Consider the following 24,481-nt stretch of genomic DNA (forward strand, 5'->3'; position numbering starts at 1 on the left):
TGCTTCGGCCTGCGTGTTAGTCGGGCAGGCGCTGGCCAAACATCATCTTGATACCATCAATTAGCTTAATGACAACGCGATGCTATCAATGATCTCTATCAGCCGGTAAGCGCTTTGGAATATAACAGTAAAGCAAACGACCAGCAATTGACGCATTGGTGTTGGGTCTACGGTAGAATGCCGTTTTAGCCTATCAGCAGGAGTGCGCGGCAATGGCCGAAGGGCGTGAAGTACAGTGGGTGGAAATTGCCCAGGAACAATCTGGCCAGCGAATTGATAATTTTTTGATGACCCGCCTTAAAGGCGCGCCGCGTGCGTTGATTTACCGGATCGTGCGCAAGGGTGAGGTGCGAGTGAATAAAAAACGCATCAAGGTCGATTACCGGCTTCAGCCGGGCGACCTGGTGCGCATTCCACCGCTTCGTCTGGCGCCCCGCGAGGCGGTCAAGGAAGTCAGCGATAATTTGCGTGATCTGCTTGTCGGCAGCGTCATTATGGAGGGGCCGGACTGGATGGTGCTCAATAAGCCGTCAGGGCTCGCCGTCCATGGCGGCAGTGGGGTTAAAATCGGCCTGATCGAGGCGCTTCGTCAGGTGCGCGACGATCTGACGTTTTTAGAACTGGTGCACCGTTTGGACCGCGATACCTCGGGCTGCCTGCTGCTGGCCAAATCCCGCGATGCGCTTGTCACCCTGAACGAGTCACTGAAAAAGCACGGCATGGACAAGCGCTATCTGGCGCTGGTGGCAGGCCGCTGGCCGGCACGTAAGACCTACGAAAGCGCCCGTCTGGATCGCTATGACGCGGGCAACGGCGAGCGGCGTGTCAGGGTGGATGCCGATGGTAAGGTGTCGCGCACGCACTTCGCGGTTGTCGAGACGTTTGAAAAAGCCACGCTTATCGAGGCCGAGCCGGTGACCGGGCGGACGCATCAAATCCGTGTGCATGCCGCGCATGCCGGTCACGCGCTGCTCGGGGATGACAAGTATGCCAATCGAGAGAGCGGCCTGCTTACCAAGCAGCTCGGGCTTGGCCGACTATTTTTGCATGCCCGCGCACTGACCTTTCCTGAGCCTTCCAATGGACGTCCTGTAACGGTCAAGGCGCCGCTGCCTGAGGCGCTGGAAGACACACTTAATCGCGTGCGCCGATAAGGAGTTCCCATGCGCTATGAACTGGTCATCTTTGATTGGGACGGTACGCTGATGGATTCGGTGCCGCGTATCGTGTCGTGCATGCAGACGGCGGGTATCGAAGCGGGATTGGGTACGCTTCCCCAGGCGGATATCGAGAACATCATCGGTCTGGGATTGCCTGAAGCCATTGAAACGCTTTGCCCGGGTATATCGCCAGAGCAGGCCGAGCGTCTCCGCCAAGGCTACGCGCATCAATTTGTGCATGTGGATACCACTCCCATGCGATTTTTCACTGGTGTGGAAGATCATTTGGCGCGCCTTCGGTTAAATGAGGCGCAGCGACTGGCGGTCGCGACAGGCAAAAGTCGCCGTGGTCTGGACCGGATTTTCCAGGAGACGGGTAGCCTCGACTGGTTTCACGCCAGCCGCACCGCCGACGAAACACGTTCCAAGCCTCACCCGCAAATGCTGCAGGAATTGCTCGACGAGCTATCGGTGCCTGCTGAGCGGGCGGTCATGGTGGGGGATACCGAGTATGACCTGGAAATGGCTCGATCGCTCGGTATGCCTCGCGTCGGCGTCAGTTATGGCGTTCATTCCCCTGAGCGCCTGGCGGCTAGCCAGCCGCATGAGATCGTGCACAGCGTTGATGAACTTTTTACCTGGCTACAGGGGTAAGTGATGAAGGATGATGATTCCCGCAGCAACATGAACAACGATGCATCGCCATCGTCCGAGCAACAGAAGATGGCAGATCGTTGGACCCAGGGCCCCGAAGTGCCCCCAAGCAAGGGAAATGAGGAGGCGGGGCAGCCCGGTGACGACGCTGATACGCTGCGCGAGCGCCAGCGGTTGGCGCAGATCGAGATGATGGATCACTGGATTGGCGGCGTGTTGGCAGAGCAGCGGCGCTCGCGTCGTTGGAAGCTGTTTTTTCGTCTGCTGATGCTGAGCCTGTTCGCGGTGGCGCTGGGGCTGGGTATATACCGTTTCTATGCCCCGTCGGAAGCGACGCCCGCTGCCGCGCACCTCGCCAGAGTGGACGTTAACGGCGTGATCGCCGCGGACGCGCCAGCCAATGCTGAACGTATCATTGAAGGGCTGCGCAACGCCTGGGACGCCGATAGCGCCGAGGCCATTGTGCTGCATATCAACAGCCCGGGCGGCAGTCCTGTGCAGTCACAGCGCATTTATTCGGAAATCATGCGGTTACGGGAGTCGGGCGATAAACCCATTGTGGCCGTCATTGAAGATATTGGTGCCAGTGGTGCTTATTACATAGCGGCGGGGGCTGATGACATCGTCGCATCCCCGGTGAGTCTGGTCGGTTCGATTGGCGTTATATACGCCGGTTTTGGCCTGGAAGAGGCCATTGACCGCGTGGGCATCGAGCGGCGGGTGTTGACGGCAGGTGATAACAAGGCGTTTCTGGATCCTTTTCAGCCCTTTGATGAGGAAGATGAGGCGTTTTGGCAGAGCGTACTCGAAAGCACCCACCAGCAGTTTATTGATGATGTAAAAGCGGGACGCGGAGATCGCTTGAGCGATAACGACGATTTGTTCAGTGGCCTTGTCTGGAGTGGCGCGCAGGCCCAGACGCTGGGGTTGGTCGACCAGCTGGGTAGTATCGATGATGTTGCCCGTGAGTACAGCGATGAGGCTGAGTGGCAAAACTACACGCCGAGCCTGGATCCGTTTGATCGGCTGACCCGGCGCTTCACTCAGACGGCCGCTCAACTGCTGGGGGTCGATACATCCCCTTCGCCGCTGCGCTTTCAGTCACCCTGAAGAAGGTTGGCGCCAAGCGGGTCGAGGCCCGCTTGGCGTAGCATGTCGCAAAGGGCGATCAAGGGTAACCCCATCAGGGCGTTGGGATCGCGTCCCTCAAGGCGTTCGAACAGCGCGATGCCCAGACCCTCCATGCGAAAGCTTCCAGCGCTATCAAGCGGCTGCTCTTTAGCGACGTAAACGCTTATTTCCTCTTGGCTCAGCTGTCGGAAGACAACCTCGAAGGGCTCCACGTGGACCCTGTGAGATTGGTGTCGGGTGTCAAGCAGGGCTAAGCCGGTAAGGAAGGTCACCCGTTGACCGGAAAAGCGGTTGAGATTGTGTTCGGCACGCTCGCTGGTGTGCGGCTTGCCCAGGATGTCGCCCTCGAAGACGGCAATCTGGTCAGAGCCGATGATCAAGTGGTCGTTAAACCGGTCAGCCACGGCATTGGCTTTGCTTAACGCTAGGCGATGCACCAACCGCTGCGGCGTTTCACCCATTTGCGGTGTTTCGTCAATGTCGGGCGAACAGCATTGATAAGGCAATTGCAGTCGGTCGAGCAGTGCGCGGCGCGAACGCGAGCTTGAAGCCAGCACCAGCGCAGGTGTTGCGTTAGACATGCGTTTTTCCTTCGTAAGGTAAGTGGCTTTTGCGGTCAATGGGCCTGATGGATGCCCAGTTTACCCAAACTTGGGCCATATCCTATCGCGCGACCACAAAGAATTATGCCCTTGGCTTTGACACCAGCATGGGGAGTGCCTATCATTGCGCGCCTATGTTGACCTCACAACTCCCCAGCCGGGTTGAGCCTTATAAGCTTGCAGCCCGCCGCGAACGACTCGAAGGCCTGGTAGCGCTTGATAAGCTGCCACGCCTCGCCGAAGAAGCCGGACTCCAATCGGGTGACTGTCACGTCGTGCTCGAATTTGGTGTTGATGCTCAGGGGCGACGTGAAATTCGTGGTCATATGCAAGCAACACTGGCCCTTCCTTGCCGCCGATGTCTGGAGCCGCTCAGCCAGCACGTCACCAGCGATTTTCTATTAGGGATGGTCGCCGATGAAAGCCTGGCCGGAGAGCTGCCAGCCAGTCATGAACCGGTGCTGGTGGAACATGAACAGCTGGACTTGCTGACGGTCGTCGAGGATGAATTAATCCTCAGTCTGCCTCAAGTGGTCTACCACGACGAAGCAGATTGCCACGTTTCGGCAGAGCAACTGGTCAGCAAGACAGAAGGTGGGGAGCAGGAAGAAGCCCCCGCCAATCCTTTCGCGGTGCTTAGCACGCTGAAAGGCAAGAAGTAAGCACCCATAATCCGACAGACCCTGGAGTAATCCCATGGCAGTTCAAAAGAACCGTAAAACTCGTTCCAAGCGCGGTATGCGTCGTAGCCACGATGCCTTGACCGCTCCGACGCTGTCTCAAGACAAAGAAACCGGCACCACCCACCTGCGTCACCACGTTTCGCCAGATGGTTTCTATCGCGGTCGCAAGGTGGTTGACGCGTAAAGCGTCTTTGCCGGTCGATACGACTAAACGAATGGGTGCTTTGTGCGCCTAGCAATTGATGTGATGGGGGGCGATGAAGGCCCTCACGCGCTGATTGAAGGGGCTGCCAGGGCTGTTATCGATACCCCTGGTCTAGAGCTTGTTCTGTTTGGTCCGCATCAGCATATCAGTGCTGAGCTCTCGCGTTTGCCGCGGCCTTTGGCTGCGGCAACGTCACGTTTAGCGGTCCACGATGTGGCTGATAGCGTTGCGACGACGGCGACGGCTGCCTGGGCGTTGCGTCGCGGGCAGTCGACCAGTATGGCGCAAATGCTACGCTGCCTGGCCAAAGGCGATGCCCAGGCGGGTGTCAGCGTTGGCAATACGGCCGCCCTGGTAGCGTTGGCCCGCCGAGAGCTGGGTATGCTGACGGGTATGTCGCGTCCGGCTATCAGCACGGCTATTCCGGCGCGCTGCGGGCGGCGCTGCTATCTGCTGGATCTGGGCGCTAATGTTGATTCGCCGGCGAGCCGCCTGGTCGAGTTTGCCCTGATTGGTGCAGCAATGGCAGAGCAGGTGGACGGTATCGCGCGCCCTCGCGTGGCGTTGCTCAACGTTGGTGCCGAGTCAACCAAAGGGAGTGCCAGCGTGCGCGAAGCCGATAGATTGCTTCAAGAATCGGCGGACAGCTTGCCATTTGACTACCTTGGTTATGCTGAGGGCGGCGATATCTTCCAAGGCGAACTGGATGTGATTGTCTGTGATGGTTTTGCGGGCAACGCCGTGCTCAAGGCAAGCGAGGGTTTGGCGGGTATGCTGGTCGAGCGGGTGCAGCTTGCGTTTGCGTCACGCCTGAGAGGGCGCCTGGCGAGCTGGGTTGCCAAGCCCGTGTTAAAGCACTTAAAACAAGAGCTGGATCCGGTACGCTACAACGGCGCCAGTTTACTAGGCTTGCAGGGAATCGTGGTGAAAAGCCATGGAGGTACCCGTGCAGATGGTTTTTACTATGCCATTCGCCGCGCGATGCAGGAGGTTGAGCACAACCTGCCCGAGCGGCTTGCCAAGCGCTGGTCTTTCAATGAGTAGCGACTTTTTTAATGGTGCAGTGATGATGTCACTGCATTGCAGGTTAGCGGGTTATGGCGAGCAGCAGGATGTGCCCATAACCGCGTCTATCGCTCAATTGAGCAAATGCCTACAAGAGCAAAGGTGAACGACATGTCTCAACCCCTTGCCCTCATTTTCCCCGGGCAGGGCTCTCAGCAGCTTGGAATGCTGCGCGAGCTTGCCGAGCGTTACAGCGTGGTGGGAACGACCTTTGAGGAAGCATCGGATGCGTTACGCTACGACTTGTGGAAAGTCGTGCAAGAGGGGCCAGATGCCTCGCTAAATGCTACCGAATGCACTCAGCCAGCGTTGCTGTCCGCCAGTATAGCGATATGGCGCGTCTGGCAAGAGCTGGAAGGGCCGCGCCCGACGGTCATGGCCGGGCACAGCCTGGGTGAATACAGCGCCATGGTATGCGCAGGTGTGCTTGGATTTGCCGAGGGCGTTAAATTGGTTCGTCTTCGCGGTGAGGCCATGCAGCACGCAGTGCCAGCGGGAGAAGGCGGTATGGCCGCCATTCTGGGCCTCGATAACGCGTCTGTGGAGGCCGCCTGTGCCAACGCAGCGCAAGGGGACGTCGTTTCAGCTGTCAACTACAATGCCCCGGGCCAGGTAGTGATTGCGGGCGGCAAAGCGGCCGTTGAGCGGGCGATTGTGGCGTGTCAGGAAGCGGGCGCCAAGCGGGCGATGCCGCTCCCGGTTTCCGTGCCTTCGCACTGCGACCTCATGCGCCCTGCGGCAGACCGCCTGGCGGCAGCGATGCAGGAAATCGAACTGCGTCCGCCGCGCTACACCGTCATCCAAAACGTAGACGCCGAGGCGCATGCTGACGTCGATACGCTGCGCACGCGACTGATTGAACAGCTTTATCAGCCTGTGCGCTGGAGCGACTGTGTCGAAACAATGGCCGCCCAGGGAGCAAACGTGTTCATCGAGTGTGGCCCGGGTAAAGTGCTGACCGGCTTGAATAAGCGTATTGTGCGTGGCAGTAAAAGTCTGGCGGTCAACGATCCCGATAGCTTGGATGCCGCGCTTGAGTTGGCTCGCGACGCGTTGGCGGATGATGCATGATAAGTGGTGATTTTCCGCTATCCTTGCTTATTTACATGGTGAAAGGCAGTACCTTATGACCCAAGAACGTAGAGTTGCGCTTGTTACGGGTGCCAGTCGTGGCATCGGCCGGGCAGTCGCTTACGAACTGAGCCGCCAGGGACGTATTGTCGTTGGTACCGCGACCAGCGAAGCTGGTGCAGCCAACATTGACGCTGACTTCGCAGATCAGGGCATTGAAGGGGCTGGCTTATGCCTTGATGTCACCGATCAGGCGAGCATCGATGATGTCTTGAAAACCATTGCTGAACGGTTTGCCGCGCCGACTATTCTGGTCAACAATGCCGGTATCACGCGCGATAATCTCTTGATGCGCATGAAGGAAGACGAATGGGACTCGGTGATGGATACCAATCTCAAGTCTGTCTACCGGGTCAGCAAAGCGTGCCTGCGAGGGATGACCAAGGCGCGTTTTGGGCGTATTGTGTCGATCAGCTCCGTGGTGGCGACCATGGGCAACTTGGGCCAGACTAACTACGCGGCGGCCAAGGCTGGCATGGAAGGCTTTAGCCGAGCGCTGGCCCGTGAGGTTGCCTCGCGTGCCATTACGGTCAACTCGGTGGCGCCGGGGTTTATCGCCACCGACATGACCGAAGCGCTACCGGAAGCGCAGCACGACATGCTGCTCAAGCAGATTCCGTTGGCGCGCCTGGGTTCTCCGGATGAAATTGCCGCTGCCGTGGGATTTCTGGCCAGTGATGCGGCAGGATACATCACCGGCGAGACACTGCATGTCAACGGCGGCATGAATATGCGTTGATGGCCTTGAGTTTGGCGGTTGCGTCAGCTCAAGGGCGTCTATAAACTACCCCGCAGCTTTTGGCTTGCGGTTCCCAAATAGCTGGTTATCCAAAACGGCTAATGTGAATGACTGGAGTACGTTGATGAGTACTATTGAAGAGCGCGTAAAGAAAGTAGTGGCTGAGCGCCTGAACGTTAAAGAAGAAGATATCCAGAATAGCTCTTCTTTTACTGAAGACCTGGGTGCTGACTCGCTTGACACAGTTGAGCTCGTCATGGCGTTGGAAGAAGAATTCGATACGGAGATTCCGGACGAAGAAGCCGAGAAGATCACCACGGTTCAAGAAGCTATCGACTACGTTAACGCCCATCAGTAAGGGGTAGTTGATGCATCGAACCCGGGTAGGTGGCTTGATGTCTACCCGCATTAAAAAGCCGTCCTTCCAGGGGCGGCTTTTTTGCTTTGCGGTCGCACTGAATATAACGTTCAATCTCCGTTATACTAGCGGCAACTTTGACGACTGATAATGACTCACAAGGGTCGAGTCACCATGGATGCCTGGAGGAAGATTGATGGCGCGAAGAAGGGTAGTGGTAACCGGGTTAGGCCTGGTGACCCCAGTTGGAAATACGGTCCATGAGTCGTGGGCCAACATTGTGGCCGGGCAAAGCGGTATCGCGCCGATTGAGCATTTCGATACCAGCGGCTTTAACACGCGGTTTGGCGGGTCGGTAAAAGGGTTTGATATCAGCCCGTACCTGAACCCTAAAGATGCCCGCAAGATGGATCTGTTCATCCAGTACGGCATGGCCGCGGGTGCTCAGGCAATTCAGGACTCAGGCCTTGAGTGTACCGAGGCCAACGCTGACCGTATTGGTGTAGCGATCGGGTCCGGCATTGGCGGGTTACCCATGATTGAACATAATCATGATGCGCTGAATAAAGGCGGTGCACGCAGGATATCGCCGTTTTTTGTCCCAGGGTCCATCATCAATATGATCTCGGGCAATATGGCGATTCAGCACGGCTTTAAAGGGCCCAATATTGCGATTACCACGGCCTGCACCACGGGAACGCACAATATTGGTTACAGCGCCCGCACCATTGCCTATGGTGATGCCGAGGTGATGGTCTGCGGTGGCGCGGAAATGGCCACCACACCGCTGGGGCTGGGGGGGTTCGCAGCCGCACGCGCGCTGTCGACCCGCAACGATGACCCGCAGGCTGCCAGCCGTCCCTGGGATACCGACCGTGACGGCTTTGTGTTGTCAGACGGGGCCGGTGTGATGGTGCTTGAAGAGTTCGAGCACGCCAAGGCCCGCGGCGCAACCATCTATGCGGAGTTGGCAGGCTTTGGCATGAGCGATGACGCTTATCACATGACGTCACCACCTGAAGATGGCAGTGGTGCTGCATTGTCGATGAGTAATGCCATCAAGGACGCGCAGATGAATCCTGCCGAGGTGGATTATATCAATGCCCATGGTACCTCAACGGCATCGGGCGACCTGGCTGAAAGTCGAGCTGTCGAAAAAGTCATGGGGCAGGCTGCTCAGCAAGTGGCCGTCAGTTCGACCAAGTCGATGATTGGCCACCTATTGGGGGCGGCTGGCGCTGTGGAAGCGGTGTTTAGCGTGCTGGCTATCCGCGATCAGGTCGCACCGCCCACGATCAACCTGGATAACCCGCAGGAGGGCTGCCGACTCGATTACGTACCGCACACGGCTCGTGACATGCGTATCGATGCTGTGCTGTCGAACTCCTTCGGCTTTGGCGGTACCAATGGGTCATTGCTGTTCAAAAAGGTGTAAGCCTGTATGAGTCAGCCCTGGGTACCTTTTGACGACCGCGGGCTGGCCTACGGTGACGGCGTATTTGAAACTGTTCTGCTGCACGATGGTCAGCCGGTGCTTTGGCAGCAGCATGTGGAGCGGCTGCTGGAGGGCTGTCAGCGGTTGATGATCGACCCGCCTTCGCCAGCCGCATTGTCGGCCACCTGGCAAGCAGCACCCACTGTCGGGTGGGAGGTGCTCAAGATTATCGTCACCCGGGGGAGCGGTGGTCGTGGCTACGCGATTCCTGACGTGGCGGCCCCCCGTCTTATGAGCCGTCGTGTGCCTTTTCAGCCGGATTCGTCGGCCTGGTCGAAGGGGGTTAGCGTACGTATCTGTTCGCTACGCCTGGCCCGGCAACCCCGCTTGGCGGGTATCAAACACCTCAATCGTCTTGAAAATGTGCTGGCTCGCCAGGAGTGGCAGGCAACGGACTACCGTGAAGGTCTGTTGGCTGATAACCACGGCCTGGTCGTGGAAGCCACCAGCATGAATCTGTTTTGGGAACAGAACGGGTGCATCATGACGCCGACGCTGGATCAGTGTGGTGTGGAAGGTACGCTGCGCGCCGCGTTGATTGATGCACAGCTCGTGACCCCTGCTCAACTGGCAATCGATGAGGTCGCGGCGGTTGACCGGTTGTGGCTGGCCAACTCAGTGCAGGGTGTATGGCCGGTCAATGCGTTGTGGACGGCTGAAGGCGCCCCTCTTCGTCGCTGGGGAGCGCCCAGGCATGATCCCTTGCAAGCCGTGGCCCACCCGCTGCTCGGTTACCCAGCGACGTCTTAACGTATTGAATATTGAGGTCTTATAGTGAAACGCTTGGTGGTTGCACTGGCCGTGATGGCCGTGGTTGGCGTTGCCGGTGTCGCGGGTGGTTATGTTTATTGGCAGCAGCGGCTTGATGCGCCGCTGTCGATTGGTGAGCCCACGCTTTATCAGGTGCCTTCTGGTGCCGGCCTCAATCGCGTGGTCGCCGAGTTGGAGGCGCAAGGCATTATTGAGGATGCCTGGGCGTTCCAACTGATGACGAAACTTCAGCCGGATGAATTGCCGGACCTGCGCACAGGGGAATATCTTCTCGAGCCTGGCATTACCGGCATGGAGCTTTTGGCGCTGCTCGGCAGCAACGATGTCGTAACATATCCGCTTACCATTCCCGAAGGGTGGACCTTTGCCCAGATGCGTGAGCAACTGGCGGCAGCCCCCAAGCTTGAACAGCGCACAGCGGATATGAGCGATGGGGAGCTCATGGCATTGCTTGATCGAGAGGGGACGCACCCGGAAGGCTGGTTCTTCCCCGATACCTATCGCTATCACCTGGGGATGAGTGACGTTGATATCCTGCGTCAGTCGCTTGAACGTATGGAACGCATACTTGACGAGGTTTGGGCCGAACGCGACGACGACCTGACCATCGACTCGCCCTATGAAGCGCTGATCATGGCATCGTTGATCGAACGCGAAACCGGAGCACCTGAAGAACGGCGTGAAATTGCGGGCGTTTTCAAGCGGCGGATGGAGAGCGGCATGCGGCTGCAAACCGACCCGACGGTTATCTATGGAATGGGGGATCGCTACGATGGGCGGATTACCCATGCCGATTTACGCGAGGCCACGCCCTACAACACCTATGTGATTGATGGGCTGCCGCCGACGCCAATCGCGATGCCGGGGCGGGCCTCGCTGGAAGCGGCTGTGAACCCTTTGCCGGGCGACACGCTGTATTTTGTCTCGCGGGGTGACGGGACCCACAAGTTCTCGAGCACGCTGCGGGAGCACAACAACGCCGTGAACCGGTATATCCGTAACCGTGACTAATATTACCCAAATCCAGAGGCCATGATGACGAAGCGCGGTCGCTTTATTACCCTAGAAGGCGGTGAAGGTGTAGGGAAGTCCACCAATATGCAGTTCGTGGTGGCCTGGCTGGAGGCTCAGGGAATCGAAGTGGTGGCCACGCGGGAGCCAGGGGGAACCCCCCGGGCAGAAGCGATTCGCCAACTGTTGTTGGACCCCGCCCCCGAGGAATGGCTGCACACCGACGCCGAGCTGCTGTTAATGTTTGCCGCCCGCGCCCAGCACCTGGCCGAAAAGATTCTGCCCGCGCTGGCGCGAGGCGCCTGGGTGGTGTGTGACCGTTTCACTGACGCGACATACGCCTATCAGGGCGGCGGCCGTGGGATTCCGGTAGAGCGTATCGCAGCGCTTGAGGCATTTGTGCAGAAGGGAGTGGCGCCTGACCTGACGCTATTGCTGGATATGCCACACGATGCTGCCAGGCAACGCCTGGAATCACGCCTGCGCGACCAGCATACCCAGCGAGACCGGTTTGAAAAGGAGCAGGCAGACTTCTTTCAGGCTGTTCGTAATGCCTACCTGGCGAGGGCCGAGCAAGCGCCGGAGCGGTTTGCCCTGATCAACGCCCACCAACTCCTGACAGAGGTCCAGTCCGATATCTGTGACACCCTGGCCGGTCGAGCCGCGTTATGGGACTGAGCGGTGTGCTGCCCTGGCATGACCCCACCTGGCGCCAGCTATGTCGTCTTGCTGATGCTGGGAGAATGCCCCATGCGCTGCTGTTCAGCGGCGAGCATGGCGTAGGCAAGCAGCGCCTGGCAGAGGCACTGATTGCCCGAACGATGTGTGCCGCCCCCGGTGAGCAGGCCTGTGGTCAATGCCGCAGCTGTCAGCTGCTGGCGTCCGGGTACCATCCCGATTTGCTACGCATTTCGCCGGAGGAAGGCAAACGCCAGATCCGTATTGATACCATTCGTGACGTCAATCGCTTTGTCTCGCAAACCGCGCAGCAGGGTGGCTACAGGGTCATCGTTATCTCGCCGGCTGAAGCCATGAACGTGGCCGCTTCAAACGCACTGTTGAAAAGCCTGGAAGAGCCGGGCGATCAGACACTATTTATCCTGTTGGCGGATGTGCCGTCCAGAGTGCTGCCCACCATTCGCTCACGCTGCCAGCAGTGGCCGCTACCCAGCGTCGCGGTAGCCGATTGCCTGGGCTGGTTGACCGAGCAGTTGGCAAGCGAGGACGAAGCGCGCTTCTGGTGGCAGGTGTCAGGTGGGCTGCCGTTGAGGGCGGTCGAGCTTGCCGCTCCTGAGGCGCGCGCCTTGCGTCAGCAGTTGCACGACTGCTTCGAGCAACTGGTACGCGGCGGGGAGCCGGTATCTGAAGCCGCGCGATTAGACCGTCAGGCGATAGATGCCATTTTATGGTACGGTATTGCTTGGCTTGAAGACCTGATCAGGCTGGGGTTGTCCGGCTCCACCTCTGCCCTGCGTAATCCCGATTTGCTTCCGCTTTACCGTCAAGCGGTGAAAAATGCCCGGGTACGGGACTGGTTTAAGCTGCTGGACTACGCCCGCGAGCAGCGCCGCCTGCTCGCCGTTGGTGCCAACCCCAATCCGCAGCTTGTGTTGGAAGCGTGGCTGGTGCGCTGGTCGGCATTACTCCGCTCCTAGACCGACTTGCGAGGTGTTATGGCAACGCAAAAAGCGCTCTCCCTCACGGTGCCCGATGTGCCCACTTTATTGTCTGCCTATATGCCGTTTCTTGACCGCGGTGGCATGTTCATTCCCACGCGCGGCTACTATGACCTGGGCCAGACCGTTTATTTACTGCTGACACTGCCGGGGGAGAGCGAGCGTCTCTCGCTAAGCGGCGAGGTGATCTGGGTGTCTCCCGACGGTGTCAGCGGTCGGCGCATGCCGGGGATCGGCATTCACTTCCACGCGCAGGATTACCGGGTGCGTGACCGTATTGAAACCCTTCTGGCGGGGCAGTTGGATAAAGCTGCGCCCTCATTTACTCTTTAACGCCCACCACGAGAGCGACATGTTTGTTGATTCCCACTGTCACCTGGACCGCTTATCCGACACCACACACAACGGCAGCCTTGCGGCCACGCTGGAGGCCGCCCGCAACGTTGGCGTCAACCAGTTTCTTGCCATCTCCGTGACGCTTGAGGACATGCCCAAACTTGCCGGCATTGCCAGAGAGCACGGGGATGTCGTGATATCGGCGGGCCAGCATCCTCTCCATGACGCACCGGTCGAACCCGGTGTCAGTGATATCAAGGAGGCGGCGGAGCAATTCGACGCGGTGGCCATTGGCGAGACGGGCCTTGATTACCATTATGCGGACCGCGTGTCGGCAGGGGTTCAGTATGAACGTTTCAAGCGCCACTTGATCGCCGCTCGTGAGCTCGAGCTGCCCGTGGTGGTGCATACCCGCGATGCCAAGGAAGACACTCTGGCCTTGCTGCGTGAGCACAGCGACCCGCGAGTCGGGGGCGTGCTCCACTGCTTTACCGAAGATATCGAGATGGCGCGTGACGCCGTACGCTTAGGCTTTTATATTTCATTATCAGGGATTGTCACCTTCCGCAATGCTGAGTCGCTGCGTACCCTGGCGTGCCAGTTGCCCCTTGACCGGTTGCTGATCGAAACCGACAGCCCCTATTTGGCACCCGTACCGTATCGTGGCAAACCCAATGAGCCCGCCTGGGTGGTTCAAGTGGCCGAGTGCATTGCCGAGGCGCGTGGCATCAGTGTTGATGAAGTCGCCATGCAGACCACGGCCAATTTCTATCAGCTATTTCGTAATGCGGCCCCCGACGCCCCCGAACAGGTTAAGCAAGCGTTGGCACAATCGGGGTTATTGGCTAAGTAGGCGGGCCAGGGCGAGGTAATAGGATGAACATAGACCGATTGCTTGATTATCGACAGGGCGCTTCCAGCATACCGCCACTCGATGACTGGCAGCCCGCCTTGTCAGGCGATATGGATATACGTATCGACGCCCAGGGTGGCTGGTGGCACGAGGGCGTGCCCTTTGCCCGTGCCAGCGTCGCGCGGTTGCTGTCGACCTTGCTGCGTCATGATGCCGAGGGCTATTGCCTGGTAACACCGGTCGAGCGCTGGCGTATTCAGGTGGACGATCGGCCGCTAGTCGCCGTGGAAGCCGATTTTCGTGACGATGCATGGTGGTTGACCACGCAGTTTGACGATGTCGTGCGCCTTGATGCCGAGCACCCCCTGACGTTGAGCGAGACGCCCCAGGGAGACCATGTGCCGGAAATTGCCGTACGTTTCGGACTGGCGGCCAGGTTGCATCGCCATGTCTATTATCAGCTTGCCGACGTTGCCGAGTTACGCGATGAAGGGGCCGGTCGTCAGGCGCTGAGTGTCTACAGTGCTGGTCACTGGCATCCCATCGGCTACCTTGAAGGGCATGAGCTTGATGGGTTATCGCCCAGCGAGGGGTCGTGAAGCTAACCGCTGAACAGCAAGCCGTCATTCACCACGATGAGGGCCATGCCCGTGTTGCAGCGGTGGCCGGCGCCGGTAAAACCACCACCATGGCAGCCCGTGTTCACCATCTGCTTGCGCGCGGTGTTCCGCCCAAGCGCATCCTGGTGCTGATGTTTAACCGCTCCGCCCGGGAGGATTTTCAGCGTCGGTTGGCCAGTATGGCGCCATCCGGCCAGGCGCTACCTGACGTTCGTACCTTCCACTCGCTGGGTCACCGACTGACGCAAAGCCTGTGCCGCTGGGGCGTCCTGGCGCCGCGTCGACTGTTATCGGCGGAATGGCAACTGGAGCGTTTGCTCCGCCAGGCCAGCCTGAATGTGCTCAGCGATGCCGTTGAGCGCCGTGATGCGGCGCTGGAAGGCGACCGACTCGAGACGCTGGCCCATTTTTGCGGTCTGGTTAAAGCCGAAATGATGGCGCCAGAGGCCCTCTTTGAACGTCTCAATTACGATCCTGATACGGACTATTTCCCCGCTGCCTTCAACGAGGCCGAGCGCCTGCTGCAGAGTGAAGGGGTGATGACCTATGCGGATTTGCTTTACCGTCCGCTGCAAGCCCTCGAGGCCGATAGCGCCTTACGTAGCCGGGTAGAGGGTTTTCTGGACCACGTCATTATCGATGAGTATCAGGATATCAATGCGGCCCAGCAGCGCCTGCTGGCGGTTCTGGCGGGTAAAAGAGCCTCCGTGATGGCGGTCGGCGACGCCAATCAGTGTATCTATGAGTGGCGCGGCGCGCGGCCGGATACCATGCTGGAAAACTTTACCGCCACCTTTGGTGAAGCGACCGATTACCCTCTCTCGACCACGTTTCGCCACGGCCATGCCCTGGCACTGGCGGCCAACCATGCGATTGCCGCCAACCAGCGTCGGCCGGACCAGCTATGTTTGGCCGCGACCCACAATCCGGATACCCGCTTGTCAGTGGGGCAGGGCGGTCGACAGCTGCTGGATGCGTTGATTGACTGGCAGGCGCAGGGCCGTGTGTTGAGCGACGTGAGTCTCCTGGTACGCAGCTGGGCGCTTTCGGTGCCGTTCCAACTGGCGCTTCTGCAGGCGGGCATCCCCTTTCGGCTGGCCCGCGAAGACCGTTTTGTGTTTCGCCTGCCCCTGGTTCAGGCACTGGCCGGGTATTTAAAACTTTCCCGTCGCCCGACTTTGCTGCAAGACCCCGAACAACTCACCTTGCTGCTGGCCCAGCCCACGCCTTTCGTGGCCCGTGAGCGCCTGCAGCGGCTGGCTCGGCAGCTCGCCAGCCGTCAAGTATGGCCGGAAAATCATGACCCGGTGATCAGTGATTTAAAGCCCATCCAGCGGCGCACGCTGAAAAAACGCTGGACGTTGCTGTGCGAACTGCCGCAGCTCAGTGCATGGCCGCCAGCCAAGCTGTTGCAGCACGTCGTGGATACCATCGAGGCCGAGAAAACCCTGAAGCGCGCCGCCGCCCGGCGCGATAAAGGCGAAGAAGACGTGCGCTTGCTGGACGTGCTGATCGAGCAGGCGCAAAGCGTTTCAGACCCGGATGCGTTTATCGAGTTGTTGGAGCGCCCGGTAGAGAATCAAGCGGCGGGGGTGCTGATCAGCACCGTTCACGGCGCCAAGGGGCTTGAGTGGCCTTTCGTCGCCGTGGCAGGTGTCAACGAGGAAGACTTTCCTTATTACAGTCGGGACAACCCGCTCACCGACGACCGCCTGGAAGAAGAACGGCGGCTGTTTTATGTCGCGATCACGCGTTCGAAAGAACAGTTGCTTGTGCTTCACGACGGCGGGGCGCACAGACCCAGCCGTTTTATTACCGAAAGCGCCTGGCAGGACAGCATGCAGGTCGCCGCCTGCCTGGCCAGAGACAACACGCCATCGCCCACGCTGAGGGTCACGTCGCCATCGCTCGTGGGGCGTTACCTGAGCCAGCTAGGGCGTGATGACATTGAATTGGTCGCGCCCGAGGTTCAAGCCCCACAGGCGGCCTACACCGCAAGCGCGTTCTATCCTGGCCAGCGGTTGCACCATGCGGTGTTCGGCGAAGGCGAAGTGGCCACCGTGGAGGGTAACCCAAGCGACCCGGTGATCGATGTGCGCTTCGATCAGGCAGGGCGGCGACGGCTGATTGCCAGCCGAGCGCCCATCGAACGGCTAGCCTGATAAAGAAAATGCCCCATCACGGGGCATTTAGGTTTATTGAAATGCGTGCTACGTCGCAGCGACCGCTACATATTCGGGTAGTTGGGACCGCCGCCGCCCTCCGGTGCTACCCAGGTAATATTCTGAGCCGGATCCTTGATGTCGCAGGTCTTGCAGTGGATGCAGTTCTGGAAGTTGATCTGGAAGCGAGGCTCGCCCTGATCATCTTCGACGACTTCGTAGACACCTACCGGGCAGTAGCGCTGCGCGGGTTCAGCGTACTTGGGCAGATTGTCGCGAATCGGTAGGTCAGGATCGTCAAGGCGCAGGTGGCAAGGCTGGTTTTCCTCGTGGTTGGTGTTGGACAGGAACACCGATGAAGGTTTGTCGAACGATAGCTTGCCGTCGGGTTTGGGGTAGTCGATTTTCTCGCACTCGTCGGCGGGCTTGAGAGCCCCATGATCGGTGGTCGTATCGTGAAGGTTGGGGAGTTTGTTGCCCAACAGTTGATTGGCAAAGTTGTACGCGCCGCCGCCGACAGTGCCGTATTTATGAATGGCCGGGCCAAAGCTGGCGCTATCTTTCAGCTCTTGATACGCCCAGCTGGCCTCCCATTTGTCGGTGAAGCTCGTCAATTCCTGGGCGCCTTCGTCGCCGCCTTTGATCGCTTCAAACACGCTTTCTGCCGCCACCATGCCCGACTTCATGGCGGTGTGCAGACCCTTGATCTTGGCAAAGTTGAGCGTGCCAGCATCGCAGCCGATGAGCAGGCCGCCTGGGAAGGTCATTTTAGGCAGGCAGTTGAAGCCGCCTTTGGTGATCGCCCGGGCGCCGTAGGCGACGCGTTTTCCGCCTTCCAGATACTGGCTGAGTACCGGGTGATGCTTCATGCGCTGGAATTCGTCGAACGGTGACAGCCAGGGATTCTGGTAGCTCAGATCCATGATCAGCCCGACCACCACCTGCTGGTTTTCAGCGTGGTAGAGGAACCAGCCACCATGCGCATTGTTGCCCAGCGGCCAGCCGGAGCCGTGCAGGACGACGCCAGGTTCATGCTTGTCGGCAGGCACGTCCCAAAGTTCCTTCAGGCCGATGCCGTAGTGCTGTGGGTCGCGCCCGGCGTCGAGTGAAAAGTCCTCGATCAGGCGTTTGCCAATATGGCCACGGGCGCCTTCGGCAAACAGGGTGTATTTCGCGCGCAGTTCCATGCCGGGCATATGGCCGTCTTTGGGCGAGCCATCGGCGGCCACGCCCATGTCGCCGATGAGGATGCCGCGTACCGCACCGTCTTCAACGATGGCTTCCTGGGCGGCGAAGCCCGGGAATATCTCCACGCCCAGGGCCTCTGCCTGTTCCGCCAGCCAGCGGCATAGATTGCCGGCGCTGATCACGTAGCGGGTAAGGTCGCCGCCGGTATTATGCATGCTCTTGGGCACCAGCGCGTTGGGCAGTTTCTGCGCCTTGTCAGCATCTTTCAGCAGGTAAACATCATCGCGGATGGCGGGCGTGTTAAGGGGCGCCCCGCGTTCTTGCCAGTCGGGAAACAGCTCGTTGAGGGCGCGGGGTTCAAACACGGCGCCGGACAGAATATGCGCGCCGACTTCCGAGCCTTTTTCAACCACGCAGACGGTCAACTCCTGCTCCGCGTCGTTGGCCTGCTGCATTAGACGGCAGGCTGCCGCCAGGCCGGATGGGCCAGCCCCGACGATGACCACGTCAAAGTCCATCACATCGCGTTCAACGTTATCCACCTGGTGTCTCCTTACTCTCATAAGGGCCATTGTTTACAATGACTAGCGATTGGGAACTAGCTTATAAAAACATGGCCTTAATTTTAAACGGTCGTTTGCTTATGGTTATCCTTCATAATAGGCATAATACCTGTGTAAGGTCACGCCTACGATGCTAAATGGCGATTTAACATTTTAGCGATTGTGAATGGCGGCCCATTTATTGATGGGGATTCGACCAAGGCCGTAAGCAACCCCTATTGTTGCAGGCAGGTAGGCTATGGCAAATTAAAAAGGTTTTTTACTTGCACGCCTATCAAACGCTCGAATGAATTTGATGCGGTCAGCCTTTCCGGGCCGCAATGTGATATCCGAAGCTTCTCAAGGTGCCTGCCAGGTGGGTGCCATCCAGGGTTAACGGCTTCACCACAAGCCAAGCGAGGAACCTATGAAAGTACTTGTCGCGGTGAAACGCGTCATCGACTACAACGTCAAAATTCGTGTCAAAGCAGATCATTCTGACGTCGATCTTACCAACGTCAAAATGGCCATGAACCCGTTCTGCGAAATTGCCGTGGAAGAAGCCGTGCGTCTGAAAGAGAAGGGCGTCGCGACGGAAGTGGTCGCCGTGACGGTGGGTCCCAAGGCCGCCCAGGAGCAGCTGCGCACCGCGCTGGCGTTGGGCGCGGATCGCGCCATTCATATCGAAACTGACGAGCGCGCCGAATCACTGGCCGTGGCGAAGCTGCTGGCCAAGGTGGTCGATGAAGAGCAACCGGGTATGGTGATTCTCGGCAAGCAGGCCATCGACACCGACAATAACCAGACCGGCCAGATGCTTGCCGCGTTGACCAACCTGCCCCAGGGCACCTTTGCGTCAGAGGTGGCCGTCGACGGTGACAAGGTTCACGTGACTCGGGAAATCGATGGCGGCCTGCAGACGATTGCATTGACGCTGCCAGCGATCGTCACGACCGACCTGCGCCTCAACGAGCCGCGCTACGCCAAGCTGCCGGATATCATGAAAGCCAAGAAAAAGCCCATGGACGTGAAGACCCCCGCCGATCTGGGTGTCGAGGTGGCGTCCAAGGTGAGCCTTTTGAAAGTCGAATCGCCGGCGGAGCGCAAGGGCGGTATCAAAGTGGCCTCGGTAGACGAGTTGATCGACAAACTGAAAAACGAAGCCAAGGTTCTTTAAAGGTCGGTTCTTTACACTCCGTACTTTGAGACAAGTTCTTCGAGACAAGCGCTTTGAAAGGAGCTGATTTTATGAGCATTTTGGTACTTGCCGACCTGCATGAAGGCCAACTGGCGGGCGCCACGGCCCACGTCGTGGCCGCGGCTAAAGCCATTGGCGGCGATATCGACGTTCTGGTGGCCGGTGAAGGCGTTCAGGCTGCGGCCGAGGCGGCGGCCAAACTTGATGGCGTGAGTAAAGTACGCGTTGCGGATAACGCCGTTTACGCCCACCAGCTCGCCGAGCCCATGGGCGCGCTGCTGGTCGAACTGGCCGATGGCTATACCCACGTGCTGGCCAGCGCCTCCACCACTGGCAAGAACGTACTGCCGCGTCTGGCGGCCTTGAAAGATGTCAGCCAGCTTTCCGATGTGCTTGCCGTGGATAGCGCCGATACCTTCAAGCGCCCGATTTACGCCGGCAACGCCATTGCGACGGTCAAAAGCGACGACGCGCTGAAAGTCATCACCGTGCGTACCACCGGCTTTGATGCCGTGGGCGATGGTGGCAGCGCCACCATTGAAGCCGTTGATACCGTGGTTGACAACGCCCAGTCCAGTTTCGTCAAGCAGGAACTGGCCGAGTCGGACCGCCCGGAGCTGGGTGGCGCCAAGGTGGTCATCTCCGGTGGTCGCGGCATGGGCAACGGTGAGAACTTCAAGCTGCTCGATGGCATTGCCGACAAGCTTGGGGCGGCGATTGGTGCCTCCCGCGCCGCGGTTGATGCCGGCTTTGTTCCCAACGACATGCAGGTCGGTCAGACCGGTAAAATCGTTGCCCCGGAGCTGTATATCGCGGTGGGGATTTCCGGTGCCATCCAGCACCTGGCGGGCATGAAAGACTCCAAGGTGATTGTCGCGATCAACAAGGACGACGAAGCGCCGATCTTCCAGGTTGCCGATTATGGCCTGGTGGGCGATCTGTTCGAGATCCTCCCAGAGCTGGAAGGTAAGCTGTAACCATCTGAAATCTCGAAATTAAAAGCCGACTTCATGTGAAGTCGGCTTTTTTATATGAGCTGGGTTAGATAAACTCTCATTAGTTGACTAAAATGCTGGGGCAAAAGCGAAATCAGCCCCCTTGCGGTTGAAAAAGCAATGAGGTGACCATACCTAGTTATTGAAACCGGATATTGCTGAACGCAAAGAAAGCCACTGAAAGGAGATGATCAATATGGCACATACACTTCCAGAGTTACCCTACGCGTACGATGCGCTAGAACCGCACATTGATGCGATGACCATGGAGATCCACCATTCTCGTCACCACAACACCTATGTCACCAACCTGAATGCTGCGCTGGAAGGCACCGGGCTTGAGGACGTGCCGGTGGAAGAGCTTGTGTCCAACCTGGACCGTGTTCCGGAAGACAAGCGTCAGCCCGTCATCAATAACGGCGGTGGTCACGCCAACCACTCCATGTTCTGGCAAATGATGTCACCCAATGGCGGCGGTCAGCCACAAGGCGGCGTGGCCAAGGCTATCGATGCCGAGTTAGGCGGTTTTGAGGCTTTCCAGGAAGCGTTCAAAAAAGCAGCGCTTGGTCGTTTCGGTAGTGGCTGGGCCTGGCTATCCGTCACGCCCGAGAAAAAACTGGTCGTTGAAAACACACTGAACCAGGACAGCCCGCTGATGCACGGCAATACGCCGGTGTTAGGCCTGGATGTCTGGGAGCATGCGTACTACCTCAAGTACCAGAACAAGCGCCCTGACTATGTCGCCGCTTTCTTTAACGTAGTGAACTGGGAAGACGTCGAACGTCGCTACCAAGCGGCCACCGCCTAACCCCTAGCCGCGCTACGTATGACGCCATCTGATGGTGTCTGCTTAAAAACCGCCTCCTTAATCGGAGGCGGTTTTTTTTGCTGTCGTGAATAGTAATGGGCAATAGCTGTCAATATCCTGTGGATGAAAAATACCACATATGCTTGAATTGATTTTCTGATGGTCTATATATAGTATGCGTTGTAGCTTCTATAGGGGGCGGGCACAAGATATGCCCTACCCGAAAAATGCCGCTATGAAAAGGGAAATGACCATGGAAATTCAAATTTATAGCAAGCCAGCCTGTGTTCAGTGCACCGCTACCTATCGCGCGCTGGACAAGCAGGGACTTCCTTATACCGTGATCGACATCACCGCCGAATCGGGTGCCCAGGAAGAAGTTGAAGCGCTGGGCTATCGTCAGTTGCCGGTCGTCGTTGCCGGTGAAGACCATTGGTCAGGCTTCCGTCCAGACCGCATCCAAGCCCTGGCGTAAGTTACCCATGCTGACAGATGGACGCACGCCCTCCATGGTCGGCAATCTGGTGTACTTTTCCACCAAATCAGGTAATACCCACCGTTTCATTGAAAAAACAGGTTTGGTTGCACAGCGCTTGCCGCTTAATCGGGAAGCGCCGGTACCCCAGGTGGATCAGCCTTACATTTTGGTAACGCCCACCTATGGTGGCGGCCAGGCGAAGGGCGCGGTGCCGGGTCAAGTGATCCGGTTCCTGAATGACGAGCACAATCGCCACCTGATACGCGGGGTGATTGCCGCGGGTAACACCAACTTTGGCGACGCGTATGGCTTGGCGGGCCGCATCATTGCGGAAAAATGCCAGGTACCGTTGCTTTATCGATTCGAACTGTTTGGCACCGACGAAGACGTCGCCAAGGTCCGTGAAGGAGTAGAAGAGTTTTGGAAACGACAACGCTAGCCTCAAAAAACGTCACTGAAACGCAAAGGCCTGCGGCGGCAAGCGACGGTCGCACCATGGATTACCATGCGCTGAACGCCATGCTGAATCTTTACGGCGCCAACGGCGAACTGCAGTTGGATAAAGACCGCGAAGCCGCGCGTCAGTACTTCTTGCAGCATGTCAATCAGAACACCGTGTTCTTCCATTCCCTCGAAGAGAAGCTCGATTATCTGGTGGAAGAGCAGTACTACGAAGCGGGCACGCTGGCGCAGTATGACTTTTCTTTCGTCAAGGCACTGTTCGAGCAGGCGTATGCCTACAAGTTTCGTTTTCCAAGCTTCCTTGGCGCCTTCAAGTATTACACCAGCTATACGCTGAAGACCTTTGATGGCAAGCGTTACCTTGAACGCTACGAAGACCGCGTTTGCATGGTCGCGCTTGCCCTGGCGCGTGGGGATGAAACCCTGGCCAAGTCGCTGGTCGATGAAATTATCAGCGGCCGTTTCCAGCCGGCGACCCCCACCTTCCTGAACTGCGGTAAGCAGCAGCGCGGTGAACTGGTGTCGTGCTTTTTGCTGCGCATCGAAGACAACATGGAGTCGATCGGCCGCTCGATCAATTCGGCGCTGCAGCTTTCCAAGCGTGGCGGTGGCGTTGCCTTCCTGCTCAGCAATATTCGTGAGTCAGGCGCCCCCATCAAGCGCATTGAAAACCAGTCGTCGGGGATTATCCCGATCATGAAGCTGCTGGAGGATGCGTTTTCCTACGCCAACCAGCTCGGCGCGCGTCAGGGGGCCGGTGCTGTGTACCTGAACGCTCACCATCCCGATATCCTGCGCTTCCTGGATACCAAGCGTGAAAATGCCGATGAAAAAATCCGCATTAAAACGCTCTCGCTAGGGGTGACGATTCCCGATATCACCTTCGAACTCGCCAAGCGCAACGAAGATATGTACCTGTTCTCGCCCTATGACGTAGAGCGGGTCTACGGCGTGCCCTTCGGTGATATCAGCGTGACCGAGAAGTATCACGAAATGGTGGCGGACGCGCGTATCCGCAAGCAGAAGATCAACGCACGGGCATTTTTCCAGACCCTGGCCGAACTGCAGTTCGAGTCCGGCTACCCGTACATCATGTTCGAAGATACGGTAAACCGCGCCAACCCCATCGCGGGCCGGATCAACATGAGCAACCTGTGCTCGGAAATCCTTCAGGTGAACACGCCGACGGATTATGACGAAGATCTCGGCTATCGGCATATCGGCCAGGATATCTCCTGCAACCTGGGGTCGATGAACATCGCCAAGGTGATGGACTCGGGCGATATCGGCACCAGCGTCGAGGTGGCCATTCGCGGTCTGACGGCCGTGTCGGAAATGAGCAACCTGAGCAGCGTTCCCTCCATCGCGGAAGGTAATGCCAAGTCCCGGGCGATCGGTCTTGGGCAGATGAACCTGCATGGCTTCCTGGCCCGCGAGCATATCTATTACGGCTCGGATGAAGGCCTGGACTTTACCAATCTGTATTTCTACTGCATCGCCTTTCACGCGCTGCGGGCGTCAAATCGTCTGGCAATCGAGCACGGCGATACCTTCGCCGGTTTTGCCGACTCTACCTACGCGTCGGGTGAGTTCTTCGATCAGTACACCGAACACGTCTGGGAGCCGCGGACCGAAAAAGTGCGTGGGCTTTTCGAGCGCAGCGGTATCGCCTTGCCGACCCAGCAGGACTGGCAAGAGCTGAAAGCCAGCGTCATGGCGCACGGGCTGTATAACCGCAACCTGCAGGCCGTTCCGCCCACGGGCTCGATTTCCTACATTAATCACTCGACGTCGAGCATTCACCCGGTCGCGGCCAAGATCGAGATCCGCAAGGAAGGCAAGCTGGGGCGGGTTTACTACCCGGCACCGTTCCTCAACGAAGCCAACTTTGATTACTTCCAGGACGCCTACGAGATTGGTCCTGAAAAGATTATCGACACCTACGCCGAGGCGTCCAAGCACGTCGACCAGGGCCTGTCGCTGACCCTGTTCTTCCCGGATACCGCCACCACGCGTGATATCAACAAGGCGCAGATTTACGCCTGGCGGAAGGGCATCAAGACCCTCTATTACATCCGCCTGCGCCAGAGTGCGCTGGAAGGTACAGAGGTTGAAGGCTGCGTATCCTGCACGCTTTAAGCGTCCGACGACTTTCAAG

26 protein-coding genes are annotated in these 24,481 nt (G+C 58.3%); 24 read left to right on the forward strand and 2 right to left on the reverse strand.

Annotated elements, in window-relative coordinates; all coding sequences use genetic code 11:
- Window positions 1-212: 212 nt before the first annotated feature.
- The 3 genes from QC816_RS04615 to sppA are packed head-to-tail and all read left to right on the forward strand — an operon-like array spanning window position 213 to window position 2,924.
- Window positions 213-1,154, forward strand: a complete 942-nt coding sequence (locus tag QC816_RS04615) for an RluA family pseudouridine synthase (protein ID WP_309781203.1) — start codon at window positions 213-215, stop codon at window positions 1,152-1,154.
- Between the two features lie 9 nt (window positions 1,155-1,163).
- A complete protein-coding gene (locus QC816_RS04620; RefSeq protein ID WP_309781204.1) occupies window positions 1,164-1,814 on the forward strand; it encodes an HAD family hydrolase in 651 nt (216 codons plus the stop codon).
- Between the two features lie 3 nt (window positions 1,815-1,817).
- Window positions 1,818-2,924, forward strand: a complete 1,107-nt coding sequence (gene sppA, locus QC816_RS04625) for a signal peptide peptidase SppA (RefSeq protein WP_309781205.1) — start codon at window positions 1,818-1,820, stop codon at window positions 2,922-2,924.
- On the opposite strand, the gene QC816_RS04630 is transcribed toward sppA, so the two are convergent.
- Window positions 2,912-3,526 carry a Maf family protein gene (locus QC816_RS04630; RefSeq protein WP_085918040.1) on the reverse strand — a complete coding sequence of 205 codons (615 nt, stop codon included), beginning with the start codon at window positions 3,524-3,526 and terminating at the stop codon, window positions 2,912-2,914. The two genes, sppA and QC816_RS04630, sit on opposite strands and share 13 nt — an antisense overlap.
- A gap of 155 nt (window positions 3,527-3,681) precedes the next feature.
- On the opposite strand from QC816_RS04630, the gene QC816_RS04635 reads away from it, so the two are divergent.
- The 15 genes from QC816_RS04635 to QC816_RS04705 all read left to right on the forward strand — a co-directional run bounded on the left by QC816_RS04635 (window position 3,682) and on the right by QC816_RS04705 (window position 16,652).
- Complete coding sequence (locus tag QC816_RS04635) at window positions 3,682-4,209, forward strand: YceD family protein (RefSeq protein WP_085918112.1); 528 nt, start codon at window positions 3,682-3,684, stop codon at window positions 4,207-4,209.
- Window positions 4,210-4,243: 34 nt separating this feature from the next.
- Window positions 4,244-4,414: a 50S ribosomal protein L32 gene (gene rpmF, locus QC816_RS04640; RefSeq protein WP_027335444.1), complete on the forward strand. Its 171-nt coding sequence runs from the start codon at window positions 4,244-4,246 to the stop codon at window positions 4,412-4,414.
- Between the two features lie 42 nt (window positions 4,415-4,456).
- Entirely contained in the window at window positions 4,457-5,479 is a 1,023-nt protein-coding gene (plsX, locus tag QC816_RS04645) for a phosphate acyltransferase PlsX (RefSeq protein WP_085918041.1), read from the forward strand.
- A gap of 132 nt (window positions 5,480-5,611) precedes the next feature.
- Window positions 5,612-6,571: an ACP S-malonyltransferase gene (fabD, locus tag QC816_RS04650; RefSeq protein ID WP_085918042.1), complete on the forward strand. Its 960-nt coding sequence runs from the start codon at window positions 5,612-5,614 to the stop codon at window positions 6,569-6,571.
- 55 nt (window positions 6,572-6,626) lie between these two features.
- On the forward strand, window positions 6,627-7,370 hold the full coding sequence (gene fabG / locus QC816_RS04655; protein ID WP_085918043.1) for a 3-oxoacyl-ACP reductase FabG: 744 nt from the start codon (window positions 6,627-6,629) through the stop codon (window positions 7,368-7,370).
- 124 nt (window positions 7,371-7,494) lie between these two features.
- Complete coding sequence (gene acpP / locus QC816_RS04660) at window positions 7,495-7,728, forward strand: acyl carrier protein (RefSeq protein WP_008956801.1); 234 nt, start codon at window positions 7,495-7,497, stop codon at window positions 7,726-7,728.
- A gap of 196 nt (window positions 7,729-7,924) precedes the next feature.
- Window positions 7,925-9,163, forward strand: a complete 1,239-nt coding sequence (gene fabF / locus QC816_RS04665) for a beta-ketoacyl-ACP synthase II (RefSeq protein ID WP_085918044.1) — start codon at window positions 7,925-7,927, stop codon at window positions 9,161-9,163.
- A 6-nt stretch (window positions 9,164-9,169) separates the two neighbouring features.
- A complete protein-coding gene (pabC, locus tag QC816_RS04670) occupies window positions 9,170-9,973 on the forward strand; it encodes an aminodeoxychorismate lyase (RefSeq protein ID WP_085918045.1) in 804 nt (267 codons plus the stop codon).
- Between the two features lie 21 nt (window positions 9,974-9,994).
- Window positions 9,995-11,005, forward strand: a complete 1,011-nt coding sequence (mltG, locus tag QC816_RS04675; RefSeq protein ID WP_085918046.1) for an endolytic transglycosylase MltG — start codon at window positions 9,995-9,997, stop codon at window positions 11,003-11,005.
- 24 nt (window positions 11,006-11,029) lie between these two features.
- Window positions 11,030-11,683, forward strand: a complete 654-nt coding sequence (gene tmk / locus QC816_RS04680) for a dTMP kinase (protein ID WP_309781424.1) — start codon at window positions 11,030-11,032, stop codon at window positions 11,681-11,683.
- Entirely contained in the window at window positions 11,674-12,660 is a 987-nt protein-coding gene (locus QC816_RS04685) for a DNA polymerase III subunit delta' (protein WP_309781208.1), read from the forward strand. Before tmk ends, QC816_RS04685 begins: the two co-directional genes overlap by 10 nt.
- Window positions 12,661-12,678: 18 nt before the next feature.
- Window positions 12,679-13,014 (forward strand): PilZ domain-containing protein, encoded by a 336-nt coding sequence (locus QC816_RS04690; protein WP_085918049.1) that lies wholly within the window; start codon window positions 12,679-12,681, stop codon window positions 13,012-13,014.
- A 19-nt stretch (window positions 13,015-13,033) separates the two neighbouring features.
- Window positions 13,034-13,870, forward strand: coding sequence for a TatD family hydrolase (locus QC816_RS04695; RefSeq protein WP_309781210.1), 837 nt, complete (start codon window positions 13,034-13,036; stop codon window positions 13,868-13,870).
- Window positions 13,871-13,893: 23 nt separating this feature from the next.
- Window positions 13,894-14,469, forward strand: coding sequence for a DUF1285 domain-containing protein (locus QC816_RS04700; protein ID WP_309781212.1), 576 nt, complete (start codon window positions 13,894-13,896; stop codon window positions 14,467-14,469).
- Entirely contained in the window at window positions 14,466-16,652 is a 2,187-nt protein-coding gene (locus QC816_RS04705; RefSeq protein ID WP_309781213.1) for an ATP-dependent helicase, read from the forward strand. Before QC816_RS04700 ends, QC816_RS04705 begins: the two co-directional genes overlap by 4 nt.
- Window positions 16,653-16,717: 65 nt before the next feature.
- On the opposite strand, the gene QC816_RS04710 is transcribed toward QC816_RS04705, so the two are convergent.
- A complete protein-coding gene (locus QC816_RS04710) occupies window positions 16,718-18,382 on the reverse strand; it encodes an electron transfer flavoprotein-ubiquinone oxidoreductase (protein ID WP_309781215.1) in 1,665 nt (554 codons plus the stop codon).
- Between the two features lie 427 nt (window positions 18,383-18,809).
- Between QC816_RS04710 and QC816_RS04715 the strand changes: the two genes are divergently transcribed.
- The 6 genes from QC816_RS04715 (at window position 18,810) to nrdE (ending at window position 24,462) form a co-directional block, all read left to right on the forward strand.
- Entirely contained in the window at window positions 18,810-19,559 is a 750-nt protein-coding gene (locus QC816_RS04715) for an electron transfer flavoprotein subunit beta/FixA family protein (protein ID WP_309781218.1), read from the forward strand.
- A 71-nt stretch (window positions 19,560-19,630) separates the two neighbouring features.
- Complete coding sequence (locus tag QC816_RS04720; RefSeq protein WP_199283446.1) at window positions 19,631-20,557, forward strand: electron transfer flavoprotein subunit alpha/FixB family protein; 927 nt, start codon at window positions 19,631-19,633, stop codon at window positions 20,555-20,557.
- Between the two features lie 214 nt (window positions 20,558-20,771).
- Entirely contained in the window at window positions 20,772-21,383 is a 612-nt protein-coding gene (locus tag QC816_RS04725) for a superoxide dismutase (protein ID WP_085918820.1), read from the forward strand.
- Window positions 21,384-21,636: 253 nt separating this feature from the next.
- Window positions 21,637-21,858, forward strand: a complete 222-nt coding sequence (gene nrdH / locus QC816_RS04730; protein WP_066320999.1) for a glutaredoxin-like protein NrdH — start codon at window positions 21,637-21,639, stop codon at window positions 21,856-21,858.
- 7 nt (window positions 21,859-21,865) lie between these two features.
- Entirely contained in the window at window positions 21,866-22,300 is a 435-nt protein-coding gene (gene nrdI / locus QC816_RS04735; protein WP_254902915.1) for a class Ib ribonucleoside-diphosphate reductase assembly flavoprotein NrdI, read from the forward strand.
- Window positions 22,282-24,462 (forward strand): class 1b ribonucleoside-diphosphate reductase subunit alpha, encoded by a 2,181-nt coding sequence (gene nrdE, locus QC816_RS04740; RefSeq protein ID WP_479694315.1) that lies wholly within the window; start codon window positions 22,282-22,284, stop codon window positions 24,460-24,462. Before nrdI ends, nrdE begins: the two co-directional genes overlap by 19 nt.
- Window positions 24,463-24,481 lie beyond the last annotated feature (19 nt).

This window comes from Vreelandella janggokensis (assembly GCF_031451615.1).
In the GTDB taxonomy this organism is placed as follows: Bacteria; Pseudomonadota; Gammaproteobacteria; order Pseudomonadales; family Halomonadaceae; genus Vreelandella; species Vreelandella janggokensis.